Source organism: Ruegeria sp. BI11 (genome assembly GCF_056538005.1).
In genome coordinates this window covers 196,629-223,597 of the sequence record NZ_JBQFSM010000008.1, presented here as the reverse complement: position 1 = coordinate 223,597, position 26,969 = coordinate 196,629, and the positions used below count along the sequence as shown (strand labels likewise).

At 57.3% G+C, this 26,969-nt stretch carries 31 protein-coding genes and 1 tRNA gene; 15 read left to right on the top strand and 17 right to left on the bottom strand.

What is annotated here, in order from left to right:
- The first annotated feature begins 567 nt into the window (after window positions 1-567).
- The 4 genes from ACR0DT_RS17635 (at window position 568) to ACR0DT_RS17620 (ending at window position 3,454) form a co-directional block, all read left to right on the top strand.
- On the top strand, window positions 568-2,178 hold the full coding sequence (locus ACR0DT_RS17635) for an FAD-dependent oxidoreductase (protein WP_480712006.1): 1,611 nt from the start codon (window positions 568-570) through the stop codon (window positions 2,176-2,178).
- A gap of 4 nt (window positions 2,179-2,182) precedes the next feature.
- Window positions 2,183-2,380: a DUF2783 domain-containing protein gene (locus tag ACR0DT_RS17630; RefSeq protein ID WP_480712005.1), complete on the top strand. Its 198-nt coding sequence runs from the start codon at window positions 2,183-2,185 to the stop codon at window positions 2,378-2,380.
- A gap of 4 nt (window positions 2,381-2,384) precedes the next feature.
- Window positions 2,385-3,023 (top strand): maleylacetoacetate isomerase, encoded by a 639-nt coding sequence (gene maiA / locus ACR0DT_RS17625; RefSeq protein WP_480712004.1) that lies wholly within the window; start codon window positions 2,385-2,387, stop codon window positions 3,021-3,023.
- Window positions 3,024-3,112: 89 nt separating this feature from the next.
- On the top strand, window positions 3,113-3,454 hold the full coding sequence (locus ACR0DT_RS17620) for a DOPA 4,5-dioxygenase family protein (protein ID WP_480712003.1): 342 nt from the start codon (window positions 3,113-3,115) through the stop codon (window positions 3,452-3,454).
- Here ACR0DT_RS17620 and ACR0DT_RS17615 read toward each other — a convergent pair.
- Entirely contained in the window at window positions 3,451-5,079 is a 1,629-nt protein-coding gene (locus ACR0DT_RS17615; protein ID WP_480712002.1) for an acyl-CoA synthetase, read from the bottom strand. The genes ACR0DT_RS17620 and ACR0DT_RS17615 overlap by 4 nt on opposite strands.
- Window positions 5,080-5,300: 221 nt before the next feature.
- On the opposite strand from ACR0DT_RS17615, the gene ACR0DT_RS17610 reads away from it, so the two are divergent.
- On the top strand, window positions 5,301-6,692 hold the full coding sequence (locus ACR0DT_RS17610) for an aminotransferase family protein (RefSeq protein WP_366551990.1): 1,392 nt from the start codon (window positions 5,301-5,303) through the stop codon (window positions 6,690-6,692).
- A 122-nt stretch (window positions 6,693-6,814) separates the two neighbouring features.
- Complete coding sequence (locus ACR0DT_RS17605; RefSeq protein ID WP_480712001.1) at window positions 6,815-7,276, top strand: hypothetical protein; 462 nt, start codon at window positions 6,815-6,817, stop codon at window positions 7,274-7,276.
- A 47-nt stretch (window positions 7,277-7,323) separates the two neighbouring features.
- Here the strand turns inward: ACR0DT_RS17605 and ACR0DT_RS17600 are convergent, their stop codons facing one another.
- From ACR0DT_RS17600 to ACR0DT_RS17580, 5 genes are all read right to left on the bottom strand, one after another.
- Window positions 7,324-8,007 carry a sulfotransferase family 2 domain-containing protein gene (locus ACR0DT_RS17600; protein WP_480712000.1) on the bottom strand — a complete coding sequence of 228 codons (684 nt, stop codon included), beginning with the start codon at window positions 8,005-8,007 and terminating at the stop codon, window positions 7,324-7,326.
- A 271-nt stretch (window positions 8,008-8,278) separates the two neighbouring features.
- Window positions 8,279-8,644 (bottom strand): 50S ribosomal protein L20, encoded by a 366-nt coding sequence (rplT, locus tag ACR0DT_RS17595; RefSeq protein ID WP_008756009.1) that lies wholly within the window; start codon window positions 8,642-8,644, stop codon window positions 8,279-8,281.
- Between the two features lie 14 nt (window positions 8,645-8,658).
- Complete coding sequence (rpmI, locus tag ACR0DT_RS17590; protein WP_010443552.1) at window positions 8,659-8,859, bottom strand: 50S ribosomal protein L35; 201 nt, start codon at window positions 8,857-8,859, stop codon at window positions 8,659-8,661.
- A 182-nt stretch (window positions 8,860-9,041) separates the two neighbouring features.
- A complete protein-coding gene (locus ACR0DT_RS17585; protein WP_480711999.1) occupies window positions 9,042-10,592 on the bottom strand; it encodes an alanine/glycine:cation symporter family protein in 1,551 nt (516 codons plus the stop codon).
- A 14-nt stretch (window positions 10,593-10,606) separates the two neighbouring features.
- The gene (locus ACR0DT_RS17580; protein ID WP_480711998.1) at window positions 10,607-11,044 is read right to left on the bottom strand and encodes a universal stress protein; all 438 of its coding nucleotides are present in this window, start codon (window positions 11,042-11,044) and stop codon (window positions 10,607-10,609) included.
- 199 nt (window positions 11,045-11,243) lie between these two features.
- Between ACR0DT_RS17580 and ACR0DT_RS17575 the strand changes: the two genes are divergently transcribed.
- The gene (locus ACR0DT_RS17575) at window positions 11,244-11,687 is read left to right on the top strand and encodes an Lrp/AsnC family transcriptional regulator (protein ID WP_480711997.1); all 444 of its coding nucleotides are present in this window, start codon (window positions 11,244-11,246) and stop codon (window positions 11,685-11,687) included.
- A gap of 48 nt (window positions 11,688-11,735) precedes the next feature.
- Here ACR0DT_RS17575 and pyk read toward each other — a convergent pair whose 3' ends face one another.
- Window positions 11,736-13,181: a pyruvate kinase gene (gene pyk, locus ACR0DT_RS17570; protein WP_480711996.1), complete on the bottom strand. Its 1,446-nt coding sequence runs from the start codon at window positions 13,179-13,181 to the stop codon at window positions 11,736-11,738.
- 133 nt (window positions 13,182-13,314) lie between these two features.
- Between pyk and ACR0DT_RS17565 the strand changes: the two genes are divergently transcribed.
- From ACR0DT_RS17565 to ACR0DT_RS17555, 3 genes are all read left to right on the top strand, one after another.
- Window positions 13,315-14,052, top strand: coding sequence for an N-formylglutamate amidohydrolase (locus ACR0DT_RS17565; protein ID WP_480711995.1), 738 nt, complete (start codon window positions 13,315-13,317; stop codon window positions 14,050-14,052).
- A gap of 87 nt (window positions 14,053-14,139) precedes the next feature.
- Complete coding sequence (locus ACR0DT_RS17560) at window positions 14,140-14,379, top strand: DUF6868 family protein (protein WP_480711994.1); 240 nt, start codon at window positions 14,140-14,142, stop codon at window positions 14,377-14,379.
- 106 nt (window positions 14,380-14,485) lie between these two features.
- Complete coding sequence (locus tag ACR0DT_RS17555) at window positions 14,486-14,800, top strand: DUF1244 domain-containing protein (protein ID WP_480711993.1); 315 nt, start codon at window positions 14,486-14,488, stop codon at window positions 14,798-14,800.
- A gap of 43 nt (window positions 14,801-14,843) precedes the next feature.
- On the opposite strand, the gene ACR0DT_RS17550 is transcribed toward ACR0DT_RS17555, so the two are convergent.
- The 3 genes from ACR0DT_RS17550 to dgcN all read right to left on the bottom strand — a co-directional run bounded on the left by ACR0DT_RS17550 (window position 14,844) and on the right by dgcN (window position 17,746).
- Entirely contained in the window at window positions 14,844-15,704 is an 861-nt protein-coding gene (locus tag ACR0DT_RS17550; RefSeq protein WP_480711992.1) for a D-amino-acid transaminase, read from the bottom strand.
- An 11-nt stretch (window positions 15,705-15,715) separates the two neighbouring features.
- Window positions 15,716-16,681 (bottom strand): N-acetyl-D-Glu racemase DgcA, encoded by a 966-nt coding sequence (dgcA, locus tag ACR0DT_RS17545; RefSeq protein WP_480711991.1) that lies wholly within the window; start codon window positions 16,679-16,681, stop codon window positions 15,716-15,718.
- Window positions 16,682-16,744: 63 nt separating this feature from the next.
- Window positions 16,745-17,746 (bottom strand): N-acetyltransferase DgcN, encoded by a 1,002-nt coding sequence (gene dgcN / locus ACR0DT_RS17540; RefSeq protein ID WP_480711990.1) that lies wholly within the window; start codon window positions 17,744-17,746, stop codon window positions 16,745-16,747.
- A gap of 295 nt (window positions 17,747-18,041) precedes the next feature.
- On the opposite strand from dgcN, the gene ACR0DT_RS17535 reads away from it, so the two are divergent.
- On the top strand, window positions 18,042-19,001 hold the full coding sequence (locus ACR0DT_RS17535; protein ID WP_480711989.1) for an L-malyl-CoA/beta-methylmalyl-CoA lyase: 960 nt from the start codon (window positions 18,042-18,044) through the stop codon (window positions 18,999-19,001).
- Between the two features lie 46 nt (window positions 19,002-19,047).
- Here the strand turns inward: ACR0DT_RS17535 and ACR0DT_RS17530 are convergent, their stop codons facing one another.
- A complete protein-coding gene (locus tag ACR0DT_RS17530) occupies window positions 19,048-19,635 on the bottom strand; it encodes a PA14 domain-containing protein (RefSeq protein WP_480711988.1) in 588 nt (195 codons plus the stop codon).
- Window positions 19,636-19,751: 116 nt separating this feature from the next.
- A complete protein-coding gene (locus ACR0DT_RS17525) occupies window positions 19,752-20,204 on the bottom strand; it encodes an Lrp/AsnC family transcriptional regulator (RefSeq protein ID WP_480711987.1) in 453 nt (150 codons plus the stop codon).
- A gap of 73 nt (window positions 20,205-20,277) precedes the next feature.
- On the opposite strand from ACR0DT_RS17525, the gene ACR0DT_RS17520 reads away from it, so the two are divergent.
- The gene (locus tag ACR0DT_RS17520; RefSeq protein WP_480711986.1) at window positions 20,278-20,874 is read left to right on the top strand and encodes a LysE family translocator; all 597 of its coding nucleotides are present in this window, start codon (window positions 20,278-20,280) and stop codon (window positions 20,872-20,874) included.
- Between the two features lies 1 nt (window position 20,875).
- Here ACR0DT_RS17520 and ACR0DT_RS17515 read toward each other — a convergent pair whose 3' ends face one another.
- Window positions 20,876-21,709: an AraC family transcriptional regulator gene (locus ACR0DT_RS17515; RefSeq protein WP_480712011.1), complete on the bottom strand. Its 834-nt coding sequence runs from the start codon at window positions 21,707-21,709 to the stop codon at window positions 20,876-20,878.
- Between the two features lie 122 nt (window positions 21,710-21,831).
- Here ACR0DT_RS17515 and ACR0DT_RS17510 point away from each other — a divergent pair, with 122 nt between their 5' ends.
- The gene (locus ACR0DT_RS17510) at window positions 21,832-22,794 is read left to right on the top strand and encodes an acetyl-CoA carboxylase carboxyltransferase subunit alpha (RefSeq protein ID WP_058282938.1); all 963 of its coding nucleotides are present in this window, start codon (window positions 21,832-21,834) and stop codon (window positions 22,792-22,794) included.
- 4 nt (window positions 22,795-22,798) lie between these two features.
- On the opposite strand, the gene ACR0DT_RS17505 is transcribed toward ACR0DT_RS17510, so the two are convergent.
- From ACR0DT_RS17505 to ACR0DT_RS17495, 3 genes are all read right to left on the bottom strand, one after another.
- Window positions 22,799-23,926 carry a lytic murein transglycosylase gene (locus ACR0DT_RS17505; protein ID WP_480711985.1) on the bottom strand — a complete coding sequence of 376 codons (1,128 nt, stop codon included), beginning with the start codon at window positions 23,924-23,926 and terminating at the stop codon, window positions 22,799-22,801.
- Between the two features lie 111 nt (window positions 23,927-24,037).
- A complete protein-coding gene (locus tag ACR0DT_RS17500; protein ID WP_480711984.1) occupies window positions 24,038-24,685 on the bottom strand; it encodes a GntR family transcriptional regulator in 648 nt (215 codons plus the stop codon).
- Window positions 24,686-24,715: 30 nt separating this feature from the next.
- Complete coding sequence (locus ACR0DT_RS17495; RefSeq protein ID WP_480711983.1) at window positions 24,716-25,411, bottom strand: M48 family metallopeptidase; 696 nt, start codon at window positions 25,409-25,411, stop codon at window positions 24,716-24,718.
- A gap of 100 nt (window positions 25,412-25,511) precedes the next feature.
- On the opposite strand from ACR0DT_RS17495, the gene ACR0DT_RS17490 reads away from it, so the two are divergent.
- Together ACR0DT_RS17490 and ACR0DT_RS17485 are read left to right on the top strand one after the other, a co-directional pair.
- Entirely contained in the window at window positions 25,512-25,838 is a 327-nt protein-coding gene (locus tag ACR0DT_RS17490) for a TIGR02300 family protein (RefSeq protein WP_420586179.1), read from the top strand.
- A gap of 141 nt (window positions 25,839-25,979) precedes the next feature.
- Window positions 25,980-26,055, top strand: a tRNA-Ala gene (locus tag ACR0DT_RS17485).
- A gap of 347 nt (window positions 26,056-26,402) precedes the next feature.
- On the opposite strand, the gene ACR0DT_RS17480 is transcribed toward ACR0DT_RS17485, so the two are convergent.
- Entirely contained in the window at window positions 26,403-26,609 is a 207-nt protein-coding gene (locus ACR0DT_RS17480) for a hypothetical protein (RefSeq protein ID WP_480711982.1), read from the bottom strand.
- Window positions 26,610-26,969: the final 360 nt, after the last annotated feature.

The following is a 26,969-nucleotide window of genomic DNA, read 5'->3' as shown; positions in this document are numbered from 1 at the left end:
GACAGGCAAAGCCAAAGGCAACGGATACACTATCGGATTCGGAAACTGCTCAGGAACAATCATGCCAGCACTCGATAAGCCATATACACGATGAAACGCGCCCTGATGTGATTGAAACAGACGTACCCTGAAAACTCCTGTTGTTTCTCCGGTTTTGACCATCGGGTTCAGCCATTAGGCTTTTGCCGCAGATAAATAAGCCCCGCCCAGGTTCACCGCCGATATGCAACATGACACGGCGCAGAACACTCCTGAGCTGGTCAAAACCCTGCCGGAGGCACACTGATGAGTGAGGCCTTCGCCTGACAATCGGCCCTTTCAGAGAACATGGCCTCATTCTCTGAAATTGGCGAGGGCCTCTTTGCCTTCCCGGCTGAGGGCGATCCGAAACCCAGCGCGATCCTTGGATGTGGGCAAAACTGAATATCTAAGGACAAACCGTCGCATTTGATCCAAATCGTTTTACGCAGGAAAAATCAGTGAAAGCATCAGGCAAGGCCTCGGGCGTGGCCGCGCCGGGGGACAGGATTTCTGCGCCTTGCGCGCATATGCATCGGGGGAGAACCCATGAACAAGATTTTCGAAGTCCCACTCTATGCCTACGACCGCAGCCCTGATCAGGACGCCGCCACTGCTGTTCGACACAAAGTAATCGTGATCGGCGCAGGGCCGGTCGGGTTGGCTACAGCCATAGATCTGGCGCAGCAAGGAGTCGAGGTCGTGGTGCTGGATGACAATGACAAGGTCAGCTTTGGCAGCCGAGCCATCTGCTTTTCGCAACGGACGCTCGATATTGCTGGCCGTCTAGGCGCTGGAAACCCGATGGTGGGCAAGGGCGTTCAATGGAATGTCGGCAAGGTCTTTTTCGACAACCGTCAGGTTTACGAATTCAACCTGCAGCCCGACACAGGCTATGCGAACCCGGCCTTCATAAACCTTCAGCAATACTATTTCGAAAACGCTCTGGTCGACCGTGTGCACCAGTTGCAGGCCGCAGGCGCGCCCATCGAAATCCGTGGACGCAACAAGGTTGAGGCCATCGGCACCCATGACAGTCACGTAGCGCTTGAGGTCGAAACCCCCGAAGGTCCCTATAACGTCGAAGCCGAATGGTTGATTGCTTGTGATGGGGCCAACTCTCCGACCCGCCGGATGCTGGGCCTGGATTTCGACGGGCGCGTCTTCGAAGACAACTTTCTGATCGCCGATGTGGTTATGGAGGCCGAATTCCCCACCGAGCGCTGGTTCTGGTTCGACCCTCCGTTCAATCGCGGACAATCGGCGCTGTTACACAAGCAGCCCGACAATGTCTGGCGTATCGACCTGCAATTGGGCTGGGACATCGACAAAGAGCGCGAAAAGCGCCCCGAGAATGTCATCCCGCGTCTTAAGGCGATGCTGGGCGAGGATGTGGATTTCGACTTGGAATGGGTGTCGATCTATACATTCCAGTGCCGCAGGATGGAACGTTTCCGCTATGGGCGCGTACTGTTTGCAGGCGACAGTGCCCATCAGGTCAGCCCGTTCGGTGCGATGGGGGCCAATACGGGGATACAGGATGCAGATAACCTTTGCTGGAAGCTGAAACTGGTTCTGGACGGCAAAGCGCCCGAAATTCTGCTGGACAGCTACAGCCGCGAAAGAGTGCAGGCTGCGGACGAGAATATCGCAAAGTCTAGCCGCTCGACCGATTTCATTACGCCGAAATCCCAGATGTCGCGACTGATGCGGGATGCAGTTCTGGACCTCAGCGAGCATTTCGAATTCGCCCGTCCTCTGGTCAATTCCGGACGGCTGAGCACGCCCTGCACCTATCAGGGATCTTCACTCAGCTCTGCGGATGCGCTGAACGGGCCGGACATCACGCGGCCAGGTTCGGCCTGTCCGGATGCGCCGCTGGGCGATGAATTCCTGTTGCCAAAGCTGGCGGGCAAGTTCACCCTGTTGACCATTGATGCCGATGCCCCCGAACGGGTCGAAGAAGACGGAGTTGAAGCCACTCGGTTTGCGTTGTCGGTCAAGGATGACCTGACGCTGGAGCTCAAGCGCCGGTATCTGGGAGATGCCCCCAGTGCGGTCTATCTGATCCGCCCCGACCAGCATGTCGCCGCGCGGCGTGACAGTTTCGAAGAAAACGCATTCCGGCAGGCAATCCGCCGGGCCACCGGCAAGGAGTAAGAAAATGGCTGATCTGATCCTCACACCAAATCTAGACAATGCAGATGATTTCTATGCTGGCTTGCTGGCCGCTCATGATGGGTTAGACAAATCCGCAAGCGACGCGCTGAACGCACGTTTGGTGCTGGTGCTGGCCAACCATATTGGAGACAGCGGCGTACTAAACCAGGCCGTTGAAGCAGCAGCGCTCAGGGACAGCTAATACCATGGGTGAGGTGGTTCTGTTTGACTATCGGCGCTCATCGGCCAGCTACAGGGTGCGCATCGCGCTGAATCTGGCAGGGATCGCCTATCGCCCGGTTTCTGTTGACCTGAAAGCCGGGGATCAGAAATCGCAGGACCATCTGGCGCGCAACCCACAAGGGTTAGTGCCGGTGCTGGACATTGACGGGCTTCGGCTTACGCAATCCTTGGCAATCATCGATTATCTGGATCAAAGCCGGGGGCTGGGCCTATTGCCGGCTGAGCCTGCAATGCGCGCCAAAGCGGCAGCGCTGGCACATTCGATCGCTGTGGATATCCACCCGGTCTGCAACCTTTCTGTAGCGCAATATGCCACAACGCTCAGCAACGGGGCTGCCGGAATGCCGGGCGATTGGATGCGCCACTTCATCCGACCCGGGTTGTTGGCATTTGAAGCTCTGTTGGCGGAATTTGACCAAACTCCCTATTGCACAGGCAGCAGCCCCGGTCTGGCCGATCTGTGCCTGATGCCGCAGCTGTATAACGGACGCCGCTGGCAGGTCGACCTATCGGACCTGCCCCGCATCCTTGCGGTCGAAGCCATTTGCGCCGAACACCCTGCCTTTGCCGCCGCGCATCCAGAGGCACACGCCACGGCCTGAACCCGTGCACAGGGTTTGTGTGTGGGTGCGGGTAGGAATGGCTGTAAGTTCGATTTAGGCTGTCTGTGAAACAGATGGATGAGGTCACCATGCCCGAGATCACCGGCTATCACGCCCATGTCTATTTTGACGCCGACACGGTGGATGTCGCGCGGCAAGTATGCGAAGACGCCGCGCGGCTGTTTCCCGTTGAAATGGGTCGTGTGCATGAACGCAATGTCGGTCCGCACCCCCGCTGGAGCTGCCAATTGGCCTTTGCGCCTGACGTATTCGATCAGGTCATTCCGTGGCTGATGCTGAACCGGCAGGGTCTGACCATCTTCACCCACCCCGAGACCGGCCAGCACCTTGAGGATCACCGGGACCGGGCCATTTGGATGGGTGAAATGCTAGAACTGAACCTGTCGATATTTGACAAAATGGGCGCTTAGGACAGCTCTCGCGCCTGATCCCTCAGCACGAATTTCTGGACCTTGCCGGTCGATGTTTTGGGCAAGGTTCCGAACACCACCGTCTTGGGCGCTTTGAAATGGGCCATGTTGTCCCGGCAGAACGCAATCAGCTCGGCTTCGGTCGCGGTGGCATCAGGCTTTAGCTCGACAAAGGCACAAGGGGTTTCACCCCATTTTTCGTCAGGCCGCGCCACAACAGCGGCCTCCATCACCGCCGGGTGTTTATACAGGATGCCTTCCACCTCGACGGACGAGATATTCTCACCCCCTGAAATGATGATGTCCTTGGATCGGTCCTTGAGCGCGATATAGCCGTCGGGATGCATCACGCCCAAATCGCCCGAGGCAAACCAACCGCCGTTAAAAGCTTTATCTGTTGCGTCAGGGTTTTTTAGATAGCCTTTCATCACTACGTTGCCCTGCATGAAAATCTCACCCATGGTTTCGCCATCGGCAGGTACGGGTTCCAACGTTTCAGGGTCAGCCACCATCAGGCCCGACAGGGCCGAATAACGCACCCCTTGCCGGACTTTCAGCGCCGCGCGCTCTTGCGCACCCTTGGTGTTCCATTCTTCTTTCCAGGCGCAGACGACCGACGGGCCATATGTTTCGGTCAGACCATAAACATGGGTCACCTCGACCCCCATGTCTTCCATTGCCTCGATCACGGCGGCAGGCGGCGGGGCACCTGCTGTCATCACCTTGATCTGATGATCGAAGTCCTTCAGGTGATCCGGCGCGTGGGCCAGCATGTTCAGAACAATCGGTGCGCCGCAGAAATGCGTGACCTTCTCATCCCGGAACGCTGCATAGATCGGCTCGGCCCGGACTGCGCGAAGACAAACTGAAACGCCTGCATTGGCCGCCATTGCCCAAGGGAAACACCAGCCATTGCAGTGGAACATCGGCAAGGTCCACAAATAGACCGCGTGTTTCGGAATATCCCAGTCCAGCAAGTCCGACTGCGCGTTCAGCGCTGCGCCCCGGTGGTGATAGACTACGCCTTTGGGATTGCCCGTAGTCCCTGACGTATAATTCAGCGTGATCGCGTCCCATTCATCTTTGGGCAAAGACCAGTCGAATTCCGGATCACCTTCAGCCAGTAACGCATCATAGGTCAGGTCGCCCAGCTTTTCCCCGCCCTCAAAGCTGGTGTCTTCGATATCAATGACCAGTAGGTCATGGTCGACCTGTTTCAGCGCCTCTTTCACCACACCGGAAAATTCGGGATCGATCAGCAGCACCTTGGCCTCCGCGTGGTTCAGGATGAAGGCGATGATCGCCGCATCCAGACGCGTGTTGATTGCGTTCAGAATGGCACCAGCCATGGGTACGCCAAAATGCGCCTCATACATCTCGGGGATATTGGCGGCGATGATCGACACCGTGTCGCCCTGTCCGATTCCACGGGCGGCCAATGCACCCGCCAGACGACGGCACCGCGAGTAAGTTTCGGCCCAGCTATATCGACGATCGCCGTAAACGACTGACGGGTAATCAGGGTAAATCTGCGCAGTACGCTCAATAAAGCTCAGCGGGGACAAGGGCACATAGTTGGCCCGGCATTTGTCCAGATGACGCTCGTAAATCTCTGTGGCTCCCATCCGCTGATCCTCCCAATCGCGATTTGCGCGAATTGAGCATAAAGTTGAGCGTCTGACAAACCCGTAAAAATACCTCTTAGGAATGGACTGGCAATACGGGATGGTGCAATCTGGCCCTATCTCCGACAGGCCATTCAAGGTGATCTGAGCCATCGAAAACATCTGCCGGTTCGGGATAGCCCCTGCAATCCGTGCAACGAGCTTTATTGAAAGGACATGTCATGGACGGCACGTTCAACGAAAACGATCTTTCCCGCGTAGTCGAAGCTGACCGCGCCCACATCTGGCACCACCTGATCCAGCATAAACCCTTTGAAACCAATGACCCACGCATCATTGTCGAAGGCAAAGGCATGCGCGTTTGGGATCAAAAGGGCAAAGAGCATCTGGACGCCGTGTCCGGTGGTGTCTGGACCGTCAACGTCGGCTATGGCCGCGAATCAATCTGTAAGGCGGTCTACGACCAGCTGATGAAGCTGTGCTATTTCGCCAATACCGCAGGTTCGATTCCTGGTTCGATCTTTGCCGAAATGCTGATCGACAAAATGCCGGGCATGAGCCGGGTGTATTACACCAACTCGGGCTCTGAAGCGAACGAGAAGGCCTTCAAAATGGTCCGTCAGATCGCGCATAAGCGCTATGGCGGCAAGAAGACCAAAATCCTGTACCGCGACCGCGACTATCACGGCTCGACCCTGGCGACCATGTCGGCAGGCGGTCAGGACGAGCGTACCGCGCAGTACGGCCCCTTTGCGCCTGACTTCGTGCGCGTTCCCCACTGCATGGAATACCGCAAGCACGAGCTGGACGGTGCGCCCGAAGAGAACTTTGGCGTTTGGGCTGCGGATCAGATTGAAGAGGTCATCCTGCGCGAAGGCCCCGACACCGTTGGCGCCCTGTGCCTTGAGCCGGTAACTGCAGGCGGCGGCGTGATCGAAGCGCCCGAGGGCTATTGGCAGCGCGTGCAGGAAATCTGCAAGAAGTACGACGTGCTGCTGCATATCGACGAAGTGGTCTGCGGCGTCGGTCGTACCGGTACCTGGTTCGGCTATCAGCAGTATGGCATCAAGCCGGACTTCGTGACCATGGCCAAAGGCGTTGCCTCGGGCTATGCGGCGATTGCCTGCATGGTCACCACCGAGGAAGTCTTTGACATGTTCAAGGACGACGCAGCTGATCCGATGAGCTACTTCCGCGACATCTCTACCTTTGGTGGCTGCACCGCGGGTCCGGCGGCCGCAGTTGAAAACATGCGCATCATTCAGGACGAGAACCTGCTGCAGAACTGCACCGACATGGGTGACCGCATGCTGGGTAACCTGCAGGCGCTGATGGAAAAACACAAGGTCATCGGCGACGTGCGCGGCAAAGGCCTGTTCCTGGGCGCAGAACTGGTTGCCGATCGCTCGACCAAAGAGCCGATGGACGAGAAAAAGGTTCAGGCCGTTGTGGCCGATTGTATGGCGCAGGGCGTGATCATTGGTGCGACCAACCGCTCGATTCCCAGCCGCAACAACACGCTGTGCTTCTCGCCTGCGCTGATCGCGACGGCGGATGACATTGACCAGATCACCGACGCCGTTGATGGCGCGCTGGGTCGCGTGTTCGGCTAAATCGCCTCAACGAACCTATGGAAACCGGCGCTCAATGCGCCGGTTTTTTTGTTTCAACGCAATGGTTTGCCATTTTCCTGAACTCGGATAGCCTGATGGCACCCTTAGCAGGAGATCAGCCCATGGCACTCAACCTTTTCCGCAGCATTGCCGCCGCTCTTGTGTTGGCCGTGGCGGCCCCGGCCAACGCCGAAGATGGCAGCGGTTTCCCTCAGATCGTCGGCACGTGGCATGGCACCTATCTGGTGGCCTTCGCCAAATCGAACCCGAACCACAAAAAAGGCCTGCTGCAAACCGAGATGGAACTGGAAGTCACCAAACTGGACGGCAATCTGATCACCGCCACAAACCGCTGGCGGCGCATTGGAGACAAGGAATGGATTGTCGAAGAGGCGATGGGCACCTTCAGTCTAGACGACCCTACCCGGTTCGTATTGGCTGAAGCCGGGATATCGGGCGACGATGTCTCGTCAGGGATTTTCCACGGCGTCTATCTGGATGACGTGATCATGGTCACCTATGCCGGGCCGGGCACGGGTGTGGCCTTTGCGGCGCAATTGGTAAAAAAGGACGGCGACAAGTAGATCTCTAGACTCTATGAGGCACGAAACTTGATACCGCTGAAAGGTCTTCAAACGCAGATTTCTGGAATACGCGCATCTCTTGGGTCTTCTGAATAGTCAAAGTTATCAAAAACCCAGCTCATCGAGCGTTTCACCGCGTCGATTGAGGCCTCATCGTAGAAATCCGCGACGGGTACATCGCCCCATTTGCGAATACCCTTGTTGAACTCAGGCAACGGTTCCAAGGGCCTTTCGAAGCCCAGTTTCCGGGCCATGCGCGTCAAATCATCTGCCAGGCATTCGTACCGTATCGCATCCTGAGCGACAAATTTATCGCCGATCGTGACGATATCGCTGTCTGTCGCATAACGGGGTCGCACACAAAACTGTCGGAACGCTGCACGCACCTCATCAAAATCGTGAGACTGAACAATATCAGCCTCGCGGCGAAGCCAGAAGAAATGAGAAACCACCCGATCAAAAGGGTTTCTAACAGCGGTAAACCGGAAATATGTTTCCCACTTTTCGGGGCCCAGTCGCCGGCGAACGCGTTCAGCAGGGATATGGGGTCTCCAACCTTTGGGGGCGGGCCCGCGATAGGTGCCATCAGCATCGCGACCGTCCGACGGACCAAGCAGCCGATCATCCTCCGGCCTTGTACAAAACGGGAGCAATGCGCCCTCGATGCTTGTACCAGCCGTTTTCCGGGACTTTAGAAAAATGAACTTGTACTTGTTGCTGATGGCAACCATTTTTTCACCTGCTCAAGCCTCATCGGATACCTTAGATCAACTCAGGTGTCCGGATAATCCGAATGACCGGAACGCTGAACGCGGCGTTTTCCCCGGCCTTCAAGACGTGACTAATAACAATTACGCAATGTGATTCCAGCCCTGTCTGACTGCCAAATTTGAAAGTGTTGTTTTCAGACAAAACCGCGAAAACCCATTCAATACACGTATAATTAAAAAAAGCCGCCCCAAATGGGACGGCCTTTCTTTCACTGTCTCTCTGAAAAGAGGATCAGGCAGCCAGAGCGGCCTGAGCTTTGGCGACGATCGCGCCGAACGCTTCCGGTTCGTGCACGGCCAGGTCGGCCAGAACTTTGCGGTCCACTTCGATACCGGCCAGGTTCAGGCCGTTGATGAAGCGGGAATATGTCAGTGCTTCGTCATGCGAACGCACGGCAGCGTTGATACGCTGGATCCACAGCGCGCGGAAGTTACGCTTGCGGTTCTTACGGTCGCGGGTTGCGTACTGGTTGGCCTTGTCGACGGCCTGACGGGCAACCTTGAAGGTGCTCTTGCGGCGGCCATAGTAACCTTTGGCAGCCTTGATGACCTTCTTATGACGGGCGTGAGTTACGGTTCCACCTTTAACGCGGGACATCTCTTAATCTCCTCTTAGCGGTCGTAGGGCATGTAGCCCTTGACGATCTTGGCGTCGGGGGCGGACAGGGTGGTGTTGCCACGGGCGTCGCGGATGAACTTCTTGGTCCGCTTGATCATGCCGTGCCGTTTGCCGGCCTGGCCAGCAAGGACCTTACCGGTCGCAGTCACCTTAAAGCGCTTTTTAGCGCTCGACTTTGTCTTCATCTTAGGCATTTCCGTCTCCTTTCGGGGTTCGGTTTCAAACGCGACTCGGCATGCCATCTCGGCCGGTCACGCGATCAGAAGCGCCGTTTACGCAAGTTCTTCCATACTGGCAAGGGGGTTTTGACCAGAATCTGTGCTTTTCACAGGGTGGTCAGGCACCGGGGCGACAATTGCCGCCCCGGTGGTTTGGATTAATGGCCGAATTTGCGGATTTCGCCGCTCTTCAGGCGTGCCGCGTAGCTGGCCAGCTCTTCCCGCACCACCTTCATCAGGAAGTAGAGCGCAAAGACGTTCACAACCGCCATGGCAAAGATCGCCGCATCCGAGAAGTCGATGACCGGGCCAAGGTTGGCCGCTGCACCAATCACAACAAAGACGCAGAAGATGATCTTGAAGACCAGCTCTTTGGTGTGACCTTCGCCAAACAGGTAGGTCCAGGCCTTGAGGCCGTAGTAGGACCAGCTGATCATGGTCGAGAAGGCAAACAAGACCACCGCAATCGCCAGAACATACGGGAACCAGCTAAAGGCGCTGCCAAAGGCCGCAGATGTCAGGCTAACGCCCGAGTTACCGTCAACTGTGGCAATACCCGAACCGTCTTCGGTCAGCATATAAAGGCCTGTTTCCGGATCTATGAGCAGCTGCTGGGTGATGATGATCACCAGCGCAGTCATGGTACAGATCACAACCGTATCGATGAAGGGCTCAAGCAGCGACACGAAGCCCTCGGTAATCGGCTCCTTTGTCCGTACCGCCGAGTGTGCAATCGCCGCAGAACCAACGCCCGCCTCGTTCGAGAACGCCGCACGACGGAAGCCCTGGATCAGCGCGCCCACCATACCGCCTGCAACGCCAAGACCGGTGAAGGCACCTGCGAAGATCTGGCCAAAGGCCCAACCGATCTGATCTGCGTGCATGATGATGATCACCAGCGCCGCCGCCACATACATAACCCCCATGAACGGCACGACCTTTTCGGTCACGCGTGCGATGGATTTCAAGCCGCCCACGATCACTGCAAACACGATACCGGCAAAGACCAAACCGGTGATCCAACCCGGATAATCTCCGACGATGCCCGCAATCTGTTGGTGCGCCTGATTGGCCTGGAACATGTTGCCCCCGCCCAAAGCGCCAAGAATACAGAAGATCGAGAACAGAACGGCCAGAATTTTACCGCCCGGTAGGCCCAACTCATTGAAGCCTTTGGACATGTAATACATCGGACCACCAGAAACGGTGCCGTCATCGTATTCGTTACGATACTTCACGCCGAGCGTACATTCGGTGAATTTCGACGCCATGCCCAGCAAGCCCGCGACGATCATCCAGAACGTGGCACCCGGCCCACCGATCCCGACAGCCACCGCCACACCAGCGATGTTGCCCAAACCGACCGTCCCTGAAAGCGCCGTGGCCAGCGCCTGAAAGTGGCTGACCTCACCCGCGTCATTGGGATCGGAATAGTCGCCTTTCACAAGGCTGATCGCGTGGCTAAAGAACCGCAGCTGCACAAAGGCAAAATACAGCGTGAACACAGTGGCCGCGACCACCAGCCATCCCACGATCCAGGGGAAGCCGGTGCCCGGGAACGGGGCAAAGATAAAGCTAACGAACGGCCCGGTGAAATCAGCGAAGGCTTGGTTGATCTTGTCGTCCAGACCCGGCGCATCTTGGGCCAGTGCAGGGCTAGCGAACAGGGCGGCCGCTGTGGCCATGCCCAGTTGTTTAATCCTATTCATTCTCGTCACTCCCCTCAATTCACAACGGTGACCGGTACATCGGCATGCATGACCAGATTCTGGGTCGAGCTGCCAAAGAGCCGTTTCTTGAACCCGTCCGCCGAGGCGCGCCCGACGACGATCTGAGTGCCGCCGTTTTCGACCGTGATCGCGTTCAGCGTTTCGGCCACGTCACCATGGCGCACAATGCCATGCGCCGTGAAACCGGCCGCGTTTAGCGCGTCCACCGCAGGGGTGACAATCCGGGTCGTGGCCAATGCGACCTCTTCCTCGCGCCGTTTGTGCCGCAGCGCGTTTTCTTCCGGTGTCTGAAAGGTAAATGGGGACCATTCGATTACATAAACCACAAGCAACTCACATGAGCCGATGCGCCCAGCCAAATCCTTGGCAAAGGCGATCGCGCGCTCCCCGGTCTCTGTCCCGTCCAGTCCTATGACAATTTTTGTTGTCATGTCGGTTCTCCAATTTTTTTTCGTTGGGTCGAGGCCCGTGCCCTCGACAAGACAGCCAAACTTGGAACACATTGACGCAGCTGCCTTCAGATAAGTATCAGGAAAAATCACTAGGAATTGGGGATTATTTTAGTCTATATTCAGTGAAAAATGTCGTCTTGCGCTAAAATTTCAGGGATTTTTACTGATCAACAGAGAATTGGACAAAATCGACCAACGCATCCTGCAAGAGCTGGAAATCAACGGAAGGTTGTCGATCGTCGATCTTGCGGCACGTGTAAACCTGACCAATACCCCCTGTTCCGAGCGGGTCAAGCGCTTGGAAAAAAACGGGTTCATCAAAGGCTATTGTGCCATTGTCGATAAAGAACGAATGGGGCTGGCCTTGGTCACGGTGGTGCAGGTTTCACTGGCCGCAACGGCCGAGCAATCTCTGGGCAGGTTCAATGACGCTGTCCGTGACATTCCAGAAATTGAAAGCTGTTTAATGGTGGCGGGATCGTTTGACTATCTCCTGACGGTCCGTACCCGGGATATCACGCACTTCCGCGATATACTTGGTGAGAAGATAAATAAGCTGCCTGGAATTCACCAGACCAGCTCATTTACCGTAATGGAGATCGTGAAGAGCCCTGTCGCGTGACAAACGCCCTTTGGGCCCCGAGAGAACGTCTATGTTAGAGCAAGTGCATCAACCCGGATCTGTGTTGTAGATCAGGCGTTCGTCACAAGGAGCGATACGCAGGATATTGGTGGTTCCGGGCACATTGAACGGCACACCGGCGGTAACCACGATTTGGTCGGTCTCAGACGCGAACCCACCGGCGCGGGCAGCGCGGGCAGCATTGACCACGGCACCCTTGAACCGCTCAAGCTCGGGCGTCATCACGCAATGGCAGCCCCAGCTCAGGCAAAGACGCCGCGCAGTTCCGGTAGCCGGCGTCATGGCGATAATTGGCACACCGGGGCGTTCCCGTGCGGTCAGCAGGGCCGTGGTGCCGCTTTGGGTAAAGCAGCAGATGGCTTTGATATCCGTCTTTTCGGCAATCTCACGCGCGGCGGCCACGATCCCGTCGGCAATCGTCGTGCCTTTGGCGGTGCGCGATGCCGAGATGATCTGTGTGTAGGTCGGGTCGGCCTCGACCTCGATTGCGACCTTGTTCATGGTCTGCACAGCTTCGATCGGATACGATCCCGCCGCCGATTCCGCGCTGAGCATGATGGCGTCAGTGCCTTCATAGATGGCGGTCGCCACGTCCGAAACCTCGGCCCGCGTGGGCATCGGGCTTTCGATCATGCTCTCCAGCATTTGAGTAGCCACAATCACCGGCTTGGCCGCAGCACGACACCGCCTGACCAGACGTTTCTGGATTGGCGGCACTGCTGAAACCGGCAGTTCAACCCCCAGGTCGCCACGAGCGACCATGATCCCGTCCGAAGCATCAAGGATTTCTTCAAATGCCTCGACCGCCGCAGGTTTTTCGATCTTGGACAGGATCGACGCGCGGCCATCGGCAAGCGCGCGGGCTTCGAACACGTCTTTGGCGCGCTGCACAAAACTTAGCCCCAACCAGTCGACGCCCAACTGGCAAACGAACTCCAGATCGTCCCGGTCCTTGGCCGACAGCGCAGCCAATGGAAGCACAACGTCCGGTACGTTCACGCCTTTGCGGTCCGAGATTGTACCCCCGACCTCAACCGTGCAATTGGCATGATCCTGACCACAATCCTGAACGATCAGACGTATTTTACCGTCATTGACCAATAGGCGCGCGCCCGGTTCCAATGCGGCGAAAATTTCAGGATGCGGCAGGCAAACGCGACTGCCGTCGCCCAGCGCGGGATCCAGATCCAAACGAAATGCCGCACCCACTTCCAGTTCTTCCGCGTCATTCGCGAACTCACCGACTCGCAATTTGGGCCCTTGCAGGTCAGCCAAAATGGCAATCGGGCTTTCCAGGTCCTTTTCCACCTGCCGGATGATCTGATGGCGTTCCCGGATCTCATCATGGCTGCCATGGCTCATGTTCAGGCGAAACACATCCGCACCTGCCTCGTGCAGCGCACGAATGGTGTCATAATCACTAGACGCCGGTCCCAGCGTCGCCACGATTTTTACATTTCTCAGGCGTCGCATTGGTCTTGCTCTCCTCACGTCTTCTATCTGTGTCGCGCAAATGTTACCGCAAACATTGCTTCAAGCTGCTTATTGCGCAATTCCCTTTCCGAAGCAACTGCCCTACACCTGCGACAAACTAGATGACAGGCTTATGACGTATTCCCCGTTTTTTATCCATGGCGCTGATCGCCCTTCGCGCTGGTTGATCACATGCGACCACGCAACCAACACAGTGCCGCCCGAAATCAACGGCGGAGACCTCGGCCTGCCGCGCGAGGATATGGAGCGTCACATCGCCTATGACGTGGGTGCTTATGAGGTATCAAAGCATTTGGGAGAGATCCTGAATGCGCCCGTCATTGCCGCCAATTTCTCACGCCTGGTGATTGACCCGAACCGGGGCGAGGATGATCCGACCCTGCTGATGAAGCTCTATGACGGTTCAATCATCTCCGGCAACCGCCACGCCGACGAGGCCGAGCGTGAACGGCGTCTGAACATGTGCTACCGCCCTTATCACGATGCGCTGGAGCGCATGGCGGGGCTGCCGCATGCGGTGATCGTGTCGATGCATTCCTTCACCCGCCAACTGCGGGGCCGCGACCCGCGCCCGTGGCATATCGGTGTGCTGCACACCCCGGATGAACGGTTCTCGCGCCCATTGATCGACCGGCTTGAGGCCGAAGCTGACCTGTGTGTCGGTGTCAATGAGCCCTATACCGGCGTGCTACCCGGCGACGCCATTGACCGCCACTGCACAACGCATGGCCGCCCTAACGCCTTGATCGAACTGCGCAATGATCTGATTGCCGAAAACGCCGGACAGCGTGAATGGGCTGAACGTCTGGCCGTGATCCTGCAGGACGCTTTGGGCGAAAGCGGCCTGTGACGTAAGGTCAAACGCGGTCGATTCATGGGCTCACATTGTTGTGAGACCATCCCGCCACCCCCATATATTAGGGGAAAGGAGACGACCATGACTCAGGAATTCCTGACGACCGTCTTCGGCTGGATGACGGTCCTTAACTTTGCCCTCTTGGCGTTATCTACACTGTTGATTGTAGCCCTGCAGGACTGGGCTGCGGGCATACACGGCCGGATGTTCCAGATGGAACCGGCCGATGCAAAAAGGGCCTATTTCAGGTATCTGGCGAACTACAAGATCCTGACAATCGTTTTTTGCCTGATGCCGTGGCTGGCCCTAAAGCTGGCATAAAACCGAAATCCATCGCTGGGAAGGGCCTGTTGGCCCTTCCTGTTTGTTGTAACAGAGCTTTTGGATTGTTAGGTCAGGCAAAACGACACTCAGTGGGAGCCCGACAATGGATAAGCAAACCGAAATCGAACTTCAGGCCGCCGCGTTCCGCCGGTTGCAAAAGCACCTGATGGAAGACCGCACCGACGTTCAGAATATCGACATGATGAATCTGGCCGGGTTCTGCCGCAACTGCCTGTCGCGCTGGTATCAGGAAGCGGCCAATGAGAAGGGCATCGAGATGGGCAAGGATGAAGCCCGTCAGATTTTCTACGGCATGACCATGGATGAGTGGAAGGCCAACTATCAGACCGATGCCAGCCCCGAGAAACAGGCCGCCTTCAATGTCGCGTTTGAAGAAAATGTCGGGAAAAAGGACTAGCGTCTAGAATGAAAAAGGCCCGCCAATCCGGCGGGCCTTTTCTTTAGATCGCTGCCTTGCGGCTTTCGTCCAGATAAATCTCACGCAGCCGCTTGGCGATCGGGCCCGGGGTTCCGTCACTCAGTGTAACGCCGTCAATTTCGACCACAGGCATGACAAAGGCGCTGGCCGAGGTGGTGAAGGCTTCGTCCGCCTCTTTCGCCTCATCGATGGTGAACAGACGCTCTTCGACTTCCATCTGCGCCTCAGCCGCCATGCGCAGAACGGCCTTACGGGTGATGCCGTGCAGAATGTCGTTCGACAACGGGCGGGTGACGATCTTGCCGTCTTTGACGTAGTACGCGTTGTTGCTGGTGCCTTCGGTGACGTAGCCATCTTCGACCAGCCACGCATCGTCGCAGCCTGCTTTCTTGGCCATCATCTTGCCCATCGACGGGTACAGCAACTGCACGGTCTTGATGTCACGGCGCCCCCAGCGGATATCTTCGATAGAGATGATCTTGGCACCCTTTTTCGCCGCCGGGCTATCGGCCAGACCCGGTTTATTCTGTGTGAACAGAACCAGGCTGGGCTTTGTATCAGCCGAAGGGAACACGAAATCCCGGTCGCCATCCGATCCGCGGCTGACCTGCAGATAAACCAAACCCTCTTCGATACCGTTCAGTTCGACCAGCTTGCGGTGAATTTCCAGCAGCTCTTCCTTGGTGCAGGGCTCAGCCATCTCGAGTTCGTCCAGAGACCGCTTGAGGCGCACGGCATGGCCTTCGAAATCGATCAACTTGCTATCCAGAACGCTGGTGACTTCGTAAACGGCGTCTGCGAACAGGAAACCACGGTCAAAAATGGAAACCTTAGCTTCGGTTTCAGGCAGGTATTCACCATTCACGTAAACGGTACGGGTCATATTTTGTCTCCTCAGCCCCAAAGTTCCGCCACTGGCGGGTGCACTCCGGCATCATCAAAATTCAGCGGGTTGTCGCGGTCTTCGGCCAACAGAAGCGGGCCGTCAAGGTCCGTTACCATCGCACCCTGCGCCAGAAGGGTCGCAGGAGCCATCGCCAAAGAGCTGCCGACCATACACCCAACCATCACGCGATAGCCTTCGGCCAGCGCCTGTTCACGTAGGGCAAGCGCCTCGGTCAGGCCACCGGTCTTGTCGAGCTTGATGTTGACCACGTCATATTTGCCCTTCATCGCTGGCAGGCTGCTGCGGTCGTGGCAGGATTCATCGGCACATACCGGAACCGGGCGATCCATCCCGATCAGCGCGTCATCTTCCCCTGCGGGCAGAGGCTGCTCGACCAGTGCAACGCCCAGCCGCACCAGATGCGGTGCTAGATCGGCATAGACTTCGGCCGACCACCCCTCATTGGCGTCGACAATGATCTTGGCGTCAGGTGCACCTGCGCGCACGGCTTCAAGCCGTGGCATGTCGTCCGGCGTGCCCAACTTGATCTTCAACAGGGGGCGGTACGCATTTTCGGCCGCCTGTGCCTGCATCTTTTCCGGTGTATCCAGCGACAGAGTGTATGCGGTAATCTCAGGGAGCGGCGCTGGCAACCCGGCCAGTTCCCATACGCGTTTTCCGGCGCGTTTCGCTTCAAGATCCCAGAGCGCACAGTCTACGGCATTGCGGGCTGCACCGGCGGGCAGCAAGTCCATCAACTGCGTGCGATCAAACGTATCTGGCAGACCGGCGATCTCGGCCTCAACCGACTCCAACGTTTCATTATACCGGGCGTAGGGAACGCATTCGCCCCACCCCTGATATGTGCCATCTGACACGTGTACGGTCAGCACGTTCGCTTCGGTTCGCGACCCGCGCGAAATCGTAAAGACCTGCGCTAGCCGAAATACATCACGAGAGACGTCAATCTGCACGCACCCGCTCCTTTATCTATTCTAAATGCCCCCGCCAGAAGATTCTCCAGCGGGGTCTTTTGATCACAACGCGGCCAGCGCGTCGACCAGCTTACCCGAACCAAAACGGAACGGGTCGGTTGCGGGCAGACCCATATCCGCTTCAACCTTGGCCAGATAGTCGACCGCGTCCGCTTCGCTCATGTGCTGGGTGTTTACCGAAATACCCACGACCTGACAGTCGGGGTTCGCAACCTTGCCCAGTGCCAGCGCGGTGTCGCGCAGCTTTTCCAGCGTAGGCAGCTGATAGGTGGGCAAGCCACGCATATGCTCACGGGTGGGCTCGTGGCTCAGGATCAGCGCATCCGGTTGACCACCGTGGATCAAAGCCATGGTGACACCCGAATAGGAAACGTGGAACAGCGAACCCTGCCCCTCGATCAGGTCCCAGTGGTCCTCATCATTGTCCGGTGTCAGCCATTCGACCGAACCGGCCATGAAGTCAGCGACAACAGCGTCCAGAGGGACACCGTCACCAGTAATCAGAATGCCGGTCTGACCCGTGGCACGGAAAGTGGATTTCATGCCACGCTTGCGCATCTCGGCATCCATTGCCATGGCAGTGTACATCTTGCCAACTGAGCAATCGGTGCCCACGGCGAGGCAGCGCTTGCCCTTGCGTTTGATGCCATTGGCGATCGGATAATCGACCTCGGGCACGCGCACGTCGTGCAGCTTGCGGCCAGTGGCCTCGGCCACAGCAACCAGATCGGGTTCGTCGCTCAGCAGATTGTGCAGGCCCGACGCCAGATCAAAACCTTCCTCAAGCGCCATCACCAGTACTTTTTTCCATTCCTGGCTGATCACGCCGCCGCGATTGGCCACGCCGATGACCAGGGTTTTTGCACCGGCCTCTTTCGCTTCGGTCAGGGTCATGTCAGTCAGGCCCAGATCTGCCTTGCAGCCTTCCATCCGGTATTGGCCCACGGCATTTTCCGGGCGCCAGTCTTTGATTCCAACTGCCACTTTGGCCGCCAATTGGTCGGGCGCATCGCCCAAAAACAGCAGGTACGGTGTCTCGATCATTGCGGTGCTCTCCTTTGATTCCGGCACAACCTAGGTGACGCTCTTGGCGAGTGCTTTGCGTTTTCACCCGGCATATTCATCGTTGGCAGGATAATTTCGCGCCCATTTGCTATTTTCTGCAAGTATCTTTCAAGTTTTCACAGTGATTAAACTTTAATCACCATTTTGATCGTCTCGAACGGCAAATGCTGCGAATGCATTGCCGCAGCTGCACAAAGGTGCTTGCGCATGAGTGCGCAATTTAATACCCCAATGAGCAGGAAAATTGTAATTTCATTTCTCGCACGAGGTCCAGATGAGCTTTCGCCTTCAACCCGCCGCCCCCGCCCGCCCCAATCGTTGTCAGCTGTTTGGGCCGGGATCGAACACCAAACTGTTCCCGAAAATGGCCGCATCAGCGGCGGATGTGATCAACCTTGATCTTGAGGACTCGGTGGCACCTTCCGACAAGGACGCGGCCCGCGCTAATGTGATCGAGGCGCTGAACACCGTTGATTGGGGCAATAAGTACATGTCCGTGCGCATCAATGGTCTGGACACCCCCTATTGGTATCGCGATGTGGTCGATGTACTGGAACAGGCCGGCGACCGTCTGGATCAGATCATGATCCCCAAGGTTGGCTGTGCCGCGGATGTTTATGCTGTGGACGCGCTGGTGACTGCGATCGAGCGCGCCAAGGGTCGCACCAAACCGATTTCATTCGAGGTCATCATCGAATCCGCCGCCGGGATTGCACATGTCGAAGAAATCGCGGCCTCATCGCCCCGGATGCAAGCGATGAGCTTGGGCGCGGCGGATTTCGCGGCCTCGATGGGGATGCAGACCACCGGCATCGGCGGTACGCAGGAAAACTATTACATGCTGCGCGAAGGCGAAAAGCACTGGTCCGATCCGTGGCACTGGGCGCAAGCTGCCATTGTCGCCGCATGCCGCACCCACGGCGTGTTGCCGGTGGACGGACCATTCGGTGATTTTTCAGACGATGAGGGATACATCGCACAAGCCAAACGTTCGGCCACGCTGGGTATGGTCGGCAAATGGGCGATCCACCCTAAGCAGATCGTGCTGGCCAATCAGGTCTTCACCCCGTCGGACGAAGCCGTATCCGAGGCGCGCGAGATTCTGGCGGCGATGGAACAGGCCAAAGCCAATGGCGAAGGCGCAACCGTTTACAAAGGGCGTCTGGTCGATATCGCCTCGATCAAACAGGCCGAGGTGATTGTGGCGCAGGCGGAACTGATCGCCGCAGGCTAAACAAGCAAAACAAGACGGGGCGCAAAACTGCGCCCCGCTTAGATCTTCATTTATAGCCAAAAACGTTATTTGGAACCCACGAGAGTTTCTCGCCATCCTTAGCCCATTTCATCATCAGGCAGGACGTGCCGTATTTTTGGAAATAGATCATACTCAGATCGTACCAACCGGCACTTGGAACCTCGACATCGACCAATTGGTTTGAGCCACACGGATGGTTGCTGCCCGCTGATCCAACCTTCTGCCCACCGATCTTGGCGTCCAAACCGTCATTTGACCATGTCTCGATCTGGTAAATGCCCGGGGCATCAAATTTGATGTAACCACGGATATCAGCAGCGACATTGTAGTGCTCGGAGTGTGTCATAACGGGATCACCCTTGCTTCCATCTCGGTAATCCAGTCCGCGCAGGGGCTGCCCTGGCGCGCCACTTGCCTGCAACAGGCTTTTAGCTTCGCTCATGGTGTCAATCTTGCGTGGCGGCTTTCCAAGCCAAGCGTAGTCAACAGCAAGCCCCGCCTTTAGCCCCGAGGGCTGTGGGCTAGCAGGTTTCAGCTTCAGCGGTTCGCTATCAGCGGCCCCGGCAACAACCGCCATTGAAACAGCAATAACTGCGGCCTTGATAAGTTTCATGATCATCTCCCTGTGACGGCATAAGTGGGGTTGGTCCCCATTTGGTTTTCCCATTGCTGTGACAGTAGGATGTGAGGATTTTCCCCGCAAGACAGTTAAAATTCACATCTTCTAGTTCAGGCGCGCATATCCTTGGGGGAGTCCATCACCACATATGAGGTGATCGATGTCACATGCGGCAGTGTTCCCAGCACCTCGGTGTGAAAGGTCTTATAAGCGCGAAGATCAGCGCATTCGACGCGCAGCAAGTATTCGATAGTGCCGGTTATGTTGTGGCATTCGATCACTTCAGGCGCATGCTGCACTGCGCGTTCGAAACCTTCCTGCGCGGCTTTGGTGTGCTCTCCCAATCCAACACCGATATAGCCCACAAATCCCACGCCCAGTTCTTTCGGGTTAAGCACTGCGCGATAGCCGGCGATCACGCCCGCGCGCTCAAGTTCCTGTACCCGACGCAGGCAGGCCGAGGGCGAAAGGCCAACGCGATCCGCCAGTTCCAGATTGCTGATACGCCCGTCGCGCGTCAGCTCACGCAATATTCGTTGGTTTATTTGATCAATCTTCGCCATTAATTGCGAAACTATCGTAGGCACGCACAAAAACGCAATTTCATTTGCCATTTTATAAGTGGTTATCCGCGCCATGACGTATGACATCCTTCTGGCCCTGATTGCCTTTGCTTTTGTCTCGTCCATCACGCCGGGGCCGAACAACCTGATGCTGATGGCCTCGGGCGCCAATTTCGGGTTTCGCCGAACCATCCCGCATATGTTGGGTATCGGGCTGGGGTTTACTGTCATGGTGCTGTTGGTTGGTGCCGGGCTGGTGCAGGTGTTTGACCGATATCCGATCAGCTACACGGTGCTTAAACTCGCATCGGTCGTTTATCTGCTGTATCTCGCTTGGAAGATCGCGCATGCGGCCCCGACAAAAGGCCAAGATGCCGAGGGCGACCCTATGACCTTTCTGCAGGCGGCTGCTTTTCAATGGGTCAACCCAAAGGCCTGGACCATGGCCCTGACGGCCACAACGGCCTATACGCCAGATCACACGCTGCAAGCCATCGTCATCGTGGCGCTGATATTCGGAGCGGTGAACCTGCCATCGGTCAGCACCTGGACCGTGTTAGGGAAGCAAATGGCGCGGATCCTGACGAACCCGCGCCGGCTGGTGGTGTTCAACTGGACAATGGCGGTGCTGCTGGTTGCATCGCTTTACCCTGTTCTGTGGCCGAACTGACCTATTTCAGGGGCAGGCAAATTTCGGTCAGCAGCTCTTCGGGTGCGGTGTTGCGCGGGTCGTTCAGGTAGATTTCATAGCACGGCTGATCCGCTGGCTCTTCGCCCGACTCGGGCAGCCAGTTTCCGAACAGGCTGTGATAGGCAGCCTCAAGCCCCGAATACGGACCTTTGAAGGTCAGAACGGCTGCTTTGCCTCCGGGAATTTGCATGGCCTCCATCCCTTCGGGCGTATCATCACCTCGGTATTCGGCCCCAGCATAGCTCCGTAGGTCATCAACAGGTATCGTGTCAGGACTGTCCAGATAAATGCCGATCACCGGGCCGACTTGCGGCCACAGCTGACGGGATTCGCACAAGGCGCCAAAGGCCTCAAAGCTTTTACCAATCTGGGCATAAGCCCCCTTATGCGGCAGGGCGATAACACGACGGGCAGGCTCGGTACGGATGGTTACAGGAAGCATTGGATACTCTCCGGTTCTGAAATGTGGATTTGCGGGCAGGAACTGACCTGCCTTGCGAAAGGCAGCAGGACTGCTGCCATAGGCCTCGGAAAAGGCTCGCGCGAAAGAATTCAGGTTGGGATAGCCTACTTCAGTTGCGATCTGTGCCATCGGCGTGTCGGACCGCACCAGCCCGACGGCAGCACGATGCAGCCTGATGCGGCGCACCGCCTGCGCGCAGGTCTCACCGGTCAGGGCGCGAAACACGCGATGCCAGTGAAATCGCGACATGGCAGCCACGTCGGCCAGCGCATCCAGCGACAAGTCCCCTGCGGGGTTATCGTGAATATATGCCAAAACGCGCAGTATGCGATTTTCATAGCTGGCTGACACTGCCACCCCTTCCTTCTCTTTGCTCATCCGTGGTCGCATATTCCGCATCCACAAATCTTGCTGAGTTGCATCCCGGGCAACCTCAGGTCATATAGCAGGGAACTTCCGCGTTGAGAGGCGTCATGACCCAGTATCTGGATTTCGAAAAACCACTGGCCGAGATTGAAGGCAAAGCAGAAGAGCTGCGCGCGCTGGCCCGTGCCAACGAAGAGATGGACGTGGCCGAAGAAGCCGCTGCGCTGGACGCCAAGGCCGCCAAACTGCTGGAAGAGCTGTACGGCGATCTGACCCCGTGGCGGAAGTGCCAGGTGGCACGTCATCCGGACCGCCCTCATTGCCAAGACTACGTCAAAGAGCTGTTCACGGAATTCACCCCACTGGCAGGCGACCGGAACTTTGCCGACGATCTGGCCGTTATCGGTGGTTTGGCCCGATTCAACGATCAGCCGGTGATGGTGATCGGCCATGAAAAAGGCTCGGACACCAAATCGCGGATCGAACGGAATTTCGGCATGGCCCGCCCCGAAGGGTATCGCAAGGCCGTGCGCCTGATGGAAATGGCCGGTCGTTTTGGTCTGCCTGTGATCACCTTGATCGACACAGCAGGCGCCTACCCCGGCAAAGGTGCCGAGGAACGCGGTCAGTCCGAGGCTATTGCGCGGTCGACCGAGATGTGCCTGAAGATCGGCGTGCCGCTGGTGTCGGTGATCATCGGCGAAGGCGGGTCCGGCGGGGCCGTTGCCTTTGCAACGGCAAACCGAGTCGCGATGCTGGAACATTCGGTCTATTCGGTGATCTCGCCCGAGGGCTGCGCCTCGATCCTTTGGAAAGATGCCGAAAAGATGCGCGAAGCCGCCGAGGCGCTGCGCCTAACCGCGCAAGACCTGCACAAGCTGGGCGTTTGCGACCTGATCATCCAGGAACCCAAAGGCGGTGCCCATCGCGATCGCCCTGCCACTGTCGAATCCGTTCGGGACGCCATTACCCTGATGTTGAAAGAACTGGACGGCAAGGATGCGGCGGCCCTGATTCAGGACCGCCGTCAGAAATTCCTCGATATCGGCTCGAAAGGGCTGGCGGCGTAAACCGTCAGCCGCCCAGACTACGCAACAACGCGACCGAGGGTTCTCCGGTCACCGGCATGCCGCTGGCGCGCTGATAGGCGCTGATGGCGGATTTGGTGTTGTTGCCAATCACCCCGTCCGCGCCCTGTGTATCGTAACCAGCCGAAGTCAGGCGGCGCTGCAGGTCCTTGCGATCTTCCAGCGTCAGACCCGTCGCATCAGGCCCAAACGAGGCCTGAAACGGCGCACCGCCTGCAATTCGGTCAGACAGATGCCCGACGCCAATCGCGTAACTGTCCGAGTTGTTATAGCGTTTGATGACCCGAAAATTGCGGAAAACCGCGATACGCGGCCCCGGCTTTTGCGGCTGTAGCACTGCCACGGGAGCGCCGGACACCGTCCCGGCCTCACCGCCCCAGGGCTGCCCGCGTACCCAGCCAGCGCGCGCCAGATAGGCCGCGGTCGACGCAAGCGAATCCGTCGGGTCCTCGGACCAGATATCCCGCCGCCCATCGCCGGTGAAATCTACCGCATAGGCCAGATAGGATGTGGGAATGAACTGCGTGTGCCCCATTGCCCCAGCCCAGCTGCCAGTCATGTTGGCCGGGCTTGTGTCGCCCTCTTGTATGATCTTCAAGGCTGCAATCAGCTGCTTTTCGAAGAAAGCACCGCGCCGCCCGTCATAGGCCAGCGTTGACACCGCAGACACCACCGGCACATCCCCGCGCCGCGCGCCATAGCGGCTTTCCAAGCCCCAGACGGCCACGATCACTTCTTTGTCGACACCATACCTGGCCTCGATCTGCGACAGCGTTCCAGCATGGCGCACCAGCATCTGCTTGCCGGTTGCGATCCGCTCATCCGAGGCCGCGATGGCCAGATAATCCTCGAGCGAGCGCTTGAATTCGACTTGATTGCGGTCCCGCTCGATCACATCCGGCAGATACCCTGCCCCCTGAAAAGCCAGGTTAAGAGTTGTCTGCGAAATTCCCTGTGACGCTGCGCGGCCCTTGAAACCAGCCACCCACGCATCCCACCCCGCGTTGGGCACAGGCCGCATCCGTGATGCCGGGTCGCTGGTGGGGGAGCCCGTGGAACAGGCCGTCAAAAGGGCTGACCCGAGCCCCAAAGAAAATATCCGTCGATTGATCATGGCTGAAATCTGCTCTTGTTGTGATTTGGCCCAGATTAGCCCAGACCCAATCCCCAAACCAGAACGACGACACTAATCAGATGCGATTTTCGGGCTTCGGCAACAAGCCGCTCAGCTAACCAGTAATCGCAGGCCCTGTGTCACGTCCGAGCGGACGGCCAAGCGCAACCCGGGCTCGTCCCCGGCCTGCAATGCGGCAATGATCAGCTTGTGGTTATGCGGCGGGTCGGTTCGCCGTAACCGACCGTAGAGCGCGCGCATAGTAGGGCCAAGTTGCAACCAGACGGTTTCAGCAATCGCCAACATCGCCGGGGCCTGTGCCCGCAGATACAGCGTGCGGTGAAATTCAAGGTTGGATCGGATGTAACCGACGGCATCGCGCTTGGTGACCATTTCGGCAACGGTCATGTTGATGCTTTGCAAACGGTCGATCAGCGCCATATGCGCCCGCGGCAGAGCGCGGCTGGCCAGTTCAACCTCAAGCAGCGCGCGCAGAGCGGCCAGTTCCTCGATCCGGTCATTGGTCAGCTCGGGGGTCGAAACTCGGCCCGAGGTGGACAGAAACAGCGCCCCCTCGGCGGCCAGCCGGCGCACGGCCTCGCGCGCGGGGGTCATCGAGACGCCGAATTCCTTTCCGATCCCGCGCAGGGTCAGCGCCTGCCCCGGTGCCATCTCTCCATGCATAATACGTGCGCGCAGAACGCGATAGACTCGGTCATGTGTGGCAGTGTGGGATTCAGTCGGACGTGCGGACAACATACCCCCATGTGATCACAAATGAACCTGGGGTCAACTCGGGGCGGCATCAAATCTGTATTGATGTAGCTGCGCCCCGTTGTCGCGCAACCAACGTCGCTGATCGCGATAGTCGCCGAAAATCCGCTCGACCTGTGCCCAAAAGGCGGCTGAATGGTTCATCTCGACCAGATGTGCCACTTCATGCGCGGCGACATAATGCAGGATCTCGGATGGCGCCAGGATCAACCGCCAGGAAAACATCAGCCCGCCTGCGGAACTACACGACCCCCAACGGGATCGCGTATCGCGCATGGTCAGGCTGGAATACGACCGCCCCAGCATCTCTGCATAATCATCGCAGGCCCCGGTCAGGCGATCCCGTGCCAATTCCTTGAGAAACCGCACCAGACGCCGCGCCTCGGCCCCTTCGGGCACCGCGACCTCATTGTCCCGCAACAGCACGCGTCGCCCGCCGGCAGGTACGATTCGCCGCTCGATGCCTTCAATCGGGATGGTCTGCCCAAACTGAACCACTGCTGGATCAGGACGGTCCAGCAGGTGCTGACGTATCCACTCTTCCTTGGTGCGCGCGAAACTTAGCGCTTCGGCCTCGGGAACGCCTTGCGGGTAGGTCAACGTAACCCGTCCGTCCAATTGGGAAATCCGCAGGCTGATCCGCCGTGCCCGCGCCGATTTGCGCAACGTCAGCGGCACCGGAGGCCTCCCGGGCAGTGCGTGATCTCCCATATGCCTGTTTCTCCTGCGCAAAGGCTTTGACAGTGCCCGCTGCATGTGGCACGTGACCTGAATCGTTGATACGACTCACCTGATATCAAGGGGATTTCACATGCCCAAGGAAGAATGGGGCGTAAAGCGCGTTTGCCCGACAACCGGTAAGCGGTTTTATGACCTGAACAAGGACCCGATCGTTAGCCCCTACACTGGCGAGATCGTGGAGCTTGAAACCGGCAAAAGCCGGATGATCGCCGCGGATGCAGAAGATGCGGCCTCGGCCAAAGCGCGTGAGAACGCGTCGGAAGAGGATCTGGTTCTGGATGATGACGACAATGTCGATGTCGATCTGGACGATGATCTGCTGGACGATGACGACGACGACAACGATAACGTCTCGCTGGACGATATCACCGACATGTCGTCGGAAGACGAAAACTAATACCGGTCAGAGGCGGCCCCGCGTCGCCTCATGCCCACCCCGGACGCGGGTCGGAAACTTTTTGGCATTTTCCATTTTTGGTCTTGCACTCGCCGCCGCCGTCTCATAAACGTCCGTCCACTGCTTCGGCAGTAACTAGATGGGGCCTTAGCTCAGTTGGGAGAGCGCTTGCATGGCATGCAAGAGGTCAGGGGTTCGACTCCCCTAGGCTCCACCAAATCCTAACTGGAAAATTCTCCATAGTTCTTCCATTAATTCGCGTGTTTCTTCCCTTTTCTGGCTGACGCGTTTTTTTGCACCCAGCACGCGACTTTCATCACCCCCTATCGGTCCGGCTGTATCAACTGGCTTGAATCGCATCGTTGCAGTTTTGAATTCGAGATTTTTTGTCGATCTTGCGCTAAACGCGCTGCGCATCGATTTGCGGCCGCGCGGATTAAATCGCGATTTTGGGTCAAACCCATCAAGGACGAAATTGCCGTTCTATGGCCGTGATACGGCCCAGAGCAACCATAATCAGAATGAACGACTGCCGACTCAATCGCCGCAACCACCACCATCGCCCTAACCACAATCACCTGCATCTTCGTCGGCAAATGGGTCGCCACTTTCAAAAATCAGCGTCAGCTCACTTTTGGAGGTCAGGCTATTGAGAGTGGTCACAAAACAGATGAGCGGTATGGTTAAGGCTTTATTGAGCGCCATAAGTGCTGCTGTTTGACCCCCATTCACTTGTCCGTACTTTTTAGTTTTCAACAAAATCGCGTGCACGACGAATTCTCATTCGGGCGACCAAGACCCTAAAAAGTAACCAGGATCGGGTTGCCGGAGTATCCAGGTTTCACCCGATGCATTACATAGAAATTTTCTGTCAGCCCATTCGTCCTTTTGATCGACACCGCCTATCTCTCGGCAAACACCTCCTGATGCTTGATTTTCAATCCATCTCACAAATCTCTTAAACTCCATCGGAGAGGAGAGCGCGTCGATTCTCTCCCATTCACATTCAGATTCACTCATTGGCTAATCCAATTTGGGTTCAGTGGGTTAATGTCGCGATCGTCGAGTTAATAAAAGCACTGGCTAGTAAGAAAATTAGTCGAGTTAGCCAACCCGCGCAGATGATTGCGG

Excerpts from the sequence above, each read along its gene's own strand:
- ACR0DT_RS17490 (WP_420586179.1), top strand. The coding sequence starts at position 25,512 with ATGCCCAAGGAAGAATGGGGCGTAAAGCGCGTTTGCCCGACAACCGGT.
- dgcN (WP_480711990.1), bottom strand. The coding sequence starts at position 17,746 with ATGATCGAGACACCGTACCTGCTGTTTTTGGGCGATGCGCCCGACCAA.
- ACR0DT_RS17525 (WP_480711987.1), bottom strand. The coding sequence starts at position 20,204 with ATGGCGAAGATTGATCAAATAAACCAACGAATATTGCGTGAGCTGACG.
- ACR0DT_RS17600 (WP_480712000.1), bottom strand. The coding sequence starts at position 8,007 with ATGGTTGCCATCAGCAACAAGTACAAGTTCATTTTTCTAAAGTCCCGG.
- ACR0DT_RS17530 (WP_480711988.1), bottom strand. The coding sequence starts at position 19,635 with ATGAAACTTATCAAGGCCGCAGTTATTGCTGTTTCAATGGCGGTTGTT.
- rplT (WP_008756009.1), bottom strand. The coding sequence starts at position 8,644 with ATGTCCCGCGTTAAAGGTGGAACCGTAACTCACGCCCGTCATAAGAAG.
- ACR0DT_RS17560 (WP_480711994.1), top strand. The coding sequence starts at position 14,140 with ATGACTCAGGAATTCCTGACGACCGTCTTCGGCTGGATGACGGTCCTT.
- ACR0DT_RS17605 (WP_480712001.1), top strand. The coding sequence starts at position 6,815 with ATGGCACTCAACCTTTTCCGCAGCATTGCCGCCGCTCTTGTGTTGGCC.
- ACR0DT_RS17620 (WP_480712003.1), top strand. The coding sequence starts at position 3,113 with ATGCCCGAGATCACCGGCTATCACGCCCATGTCTATTTTGACGCCGAC.
- ACR0DT_RS17535 (WP_480711989.1), top strand. The coding sequence starts at position 18,042 with ATGAGCTTTCGCCTTCAACCCGCCGCCCCCGCCCGCCCCAATCGTTGT.
- ACR0DT_RS17495 (WP_480711983.1), bottom strand. The coding sequence starts at position 25,411 with ATGGGAGATCACGCACTGCCCGGGAGGCCTCCGGTGCCGCTGACGTTG.
- rpmI (WP_010443552.1), bottom strand. The coding sequence starts at position 8,859 with ATGCCTAAGATGAAGACAAAGTCGAGCGCTAAAAAGCGCTTTAAGGTG.
- ACR0DT_RS17635 (WP_480712006.1), top strand. The coding sequence starts at position 568 with ATGAACAAGATTTTCGAAGTCCCACTCTATGCCTACGACCGCAGCCCT.
- ACR0DT_RS17520 (WP_480711986.1), top strand. The coding sequence starts at position 20,278 with ATGACGTATGACATCCTTCTGGCCCTGATTGCCTTTGCTTTTGTCTCG.
- ACR0DT_RS17615 (WP_480712002.1), bottom strand. The coding sequence starts at position 5,079 with ATGGGAGCCACAGAGATTTACGAGCGTCATCTGGACAAATGCCGGGCC.
- ACR0DT_RS17585 (WP_480711999.1), bottom strand. The coding sequence starts at position 10,592 with ATGAATAGGATTAAACAACTGGGCATGGCCACAGCGGCCGCCCTGTTC.
- ACR0DT_RS17550 (WP_480711992.1), bottom strand. The coding sequence starts at position 15,704 with ATGACCCGTACCGTTTACGTGAATGGTGAATACCTGCCTGAAACCGAA.
- ACR0DT_RS17500 (WP_480711984.1), bottom strand. The coding sequence starts at position 24,685 with ATGTTGTCCGCACGTCCGACTGAATCCCACACTGCCACACATGACCGA.
- ACR0DT_RS17505 (WP_480711985.1), bottom strand. The coding sequence starts at position 23,926 with ATGATCAATCGACGGATATTTTCTTTGGGGCTCGGGTCAGCCCTTTTG.
- ACR0DT_RS17580 (WP_480711998.1), bottom strand. The coding sequence starts at position 11,044 with ATGACAACAAAAATTGTCATAGGACTGGACGGGACAGAGACCGGGGAG.
- ACR0DT_RS17610 (WP_366551990.1), top strand. The coding sequence starts at position 5,301 with ATGGACGGCACGTTCAACGAAAACGATCTTTCCCGCGTAGTCGAAGCT.
- ACR0DT_RS17630 (WP_480712005.1), top strand. The coding sequence starts at position 2,183 with ATGGCTGATCTGATCCTCACACCAAATCTAGACAATGCAGATGATTTC.
- ACR0DT_RS17510 (WP_058282938.1), top strand. The coding sequence starts at position 21,832 with ATGACCCAGTATCTGGATTTCGAAAAACCACTGGCCGAGATTGAAGGC.
- ACR0DT_RS17555 (WP_480711993.1), top strand. The coding sequence starts at position 14,486 with ATGGATAAGCAAACCGAAATCGAACTTCAGGCCGCCGCGTTCCGCCGG.
- maiA (WP_480712004.1), top strand. The coding sequence starts at position 2,385 with ATGGGTGAGGTGGTTCTGTTTGACTATCGGCGCTCATCGGCCAGCTAC.
- ACR0DT_RS17565 (WP_480711995.1), top strand. The coding sequence starts at position 13,315 with ATGACGTATTCCCCGTTTTTTATCCATGGCGCTGATCGCCCTTCGCGC.
- pyk (WP_480711996.1), bottom strand. The coding sequence starts at position 13,181 with ATGCGACGCCTGAGAAATGTAAAAATCGTGGCGACGCTGGGACCGGCG.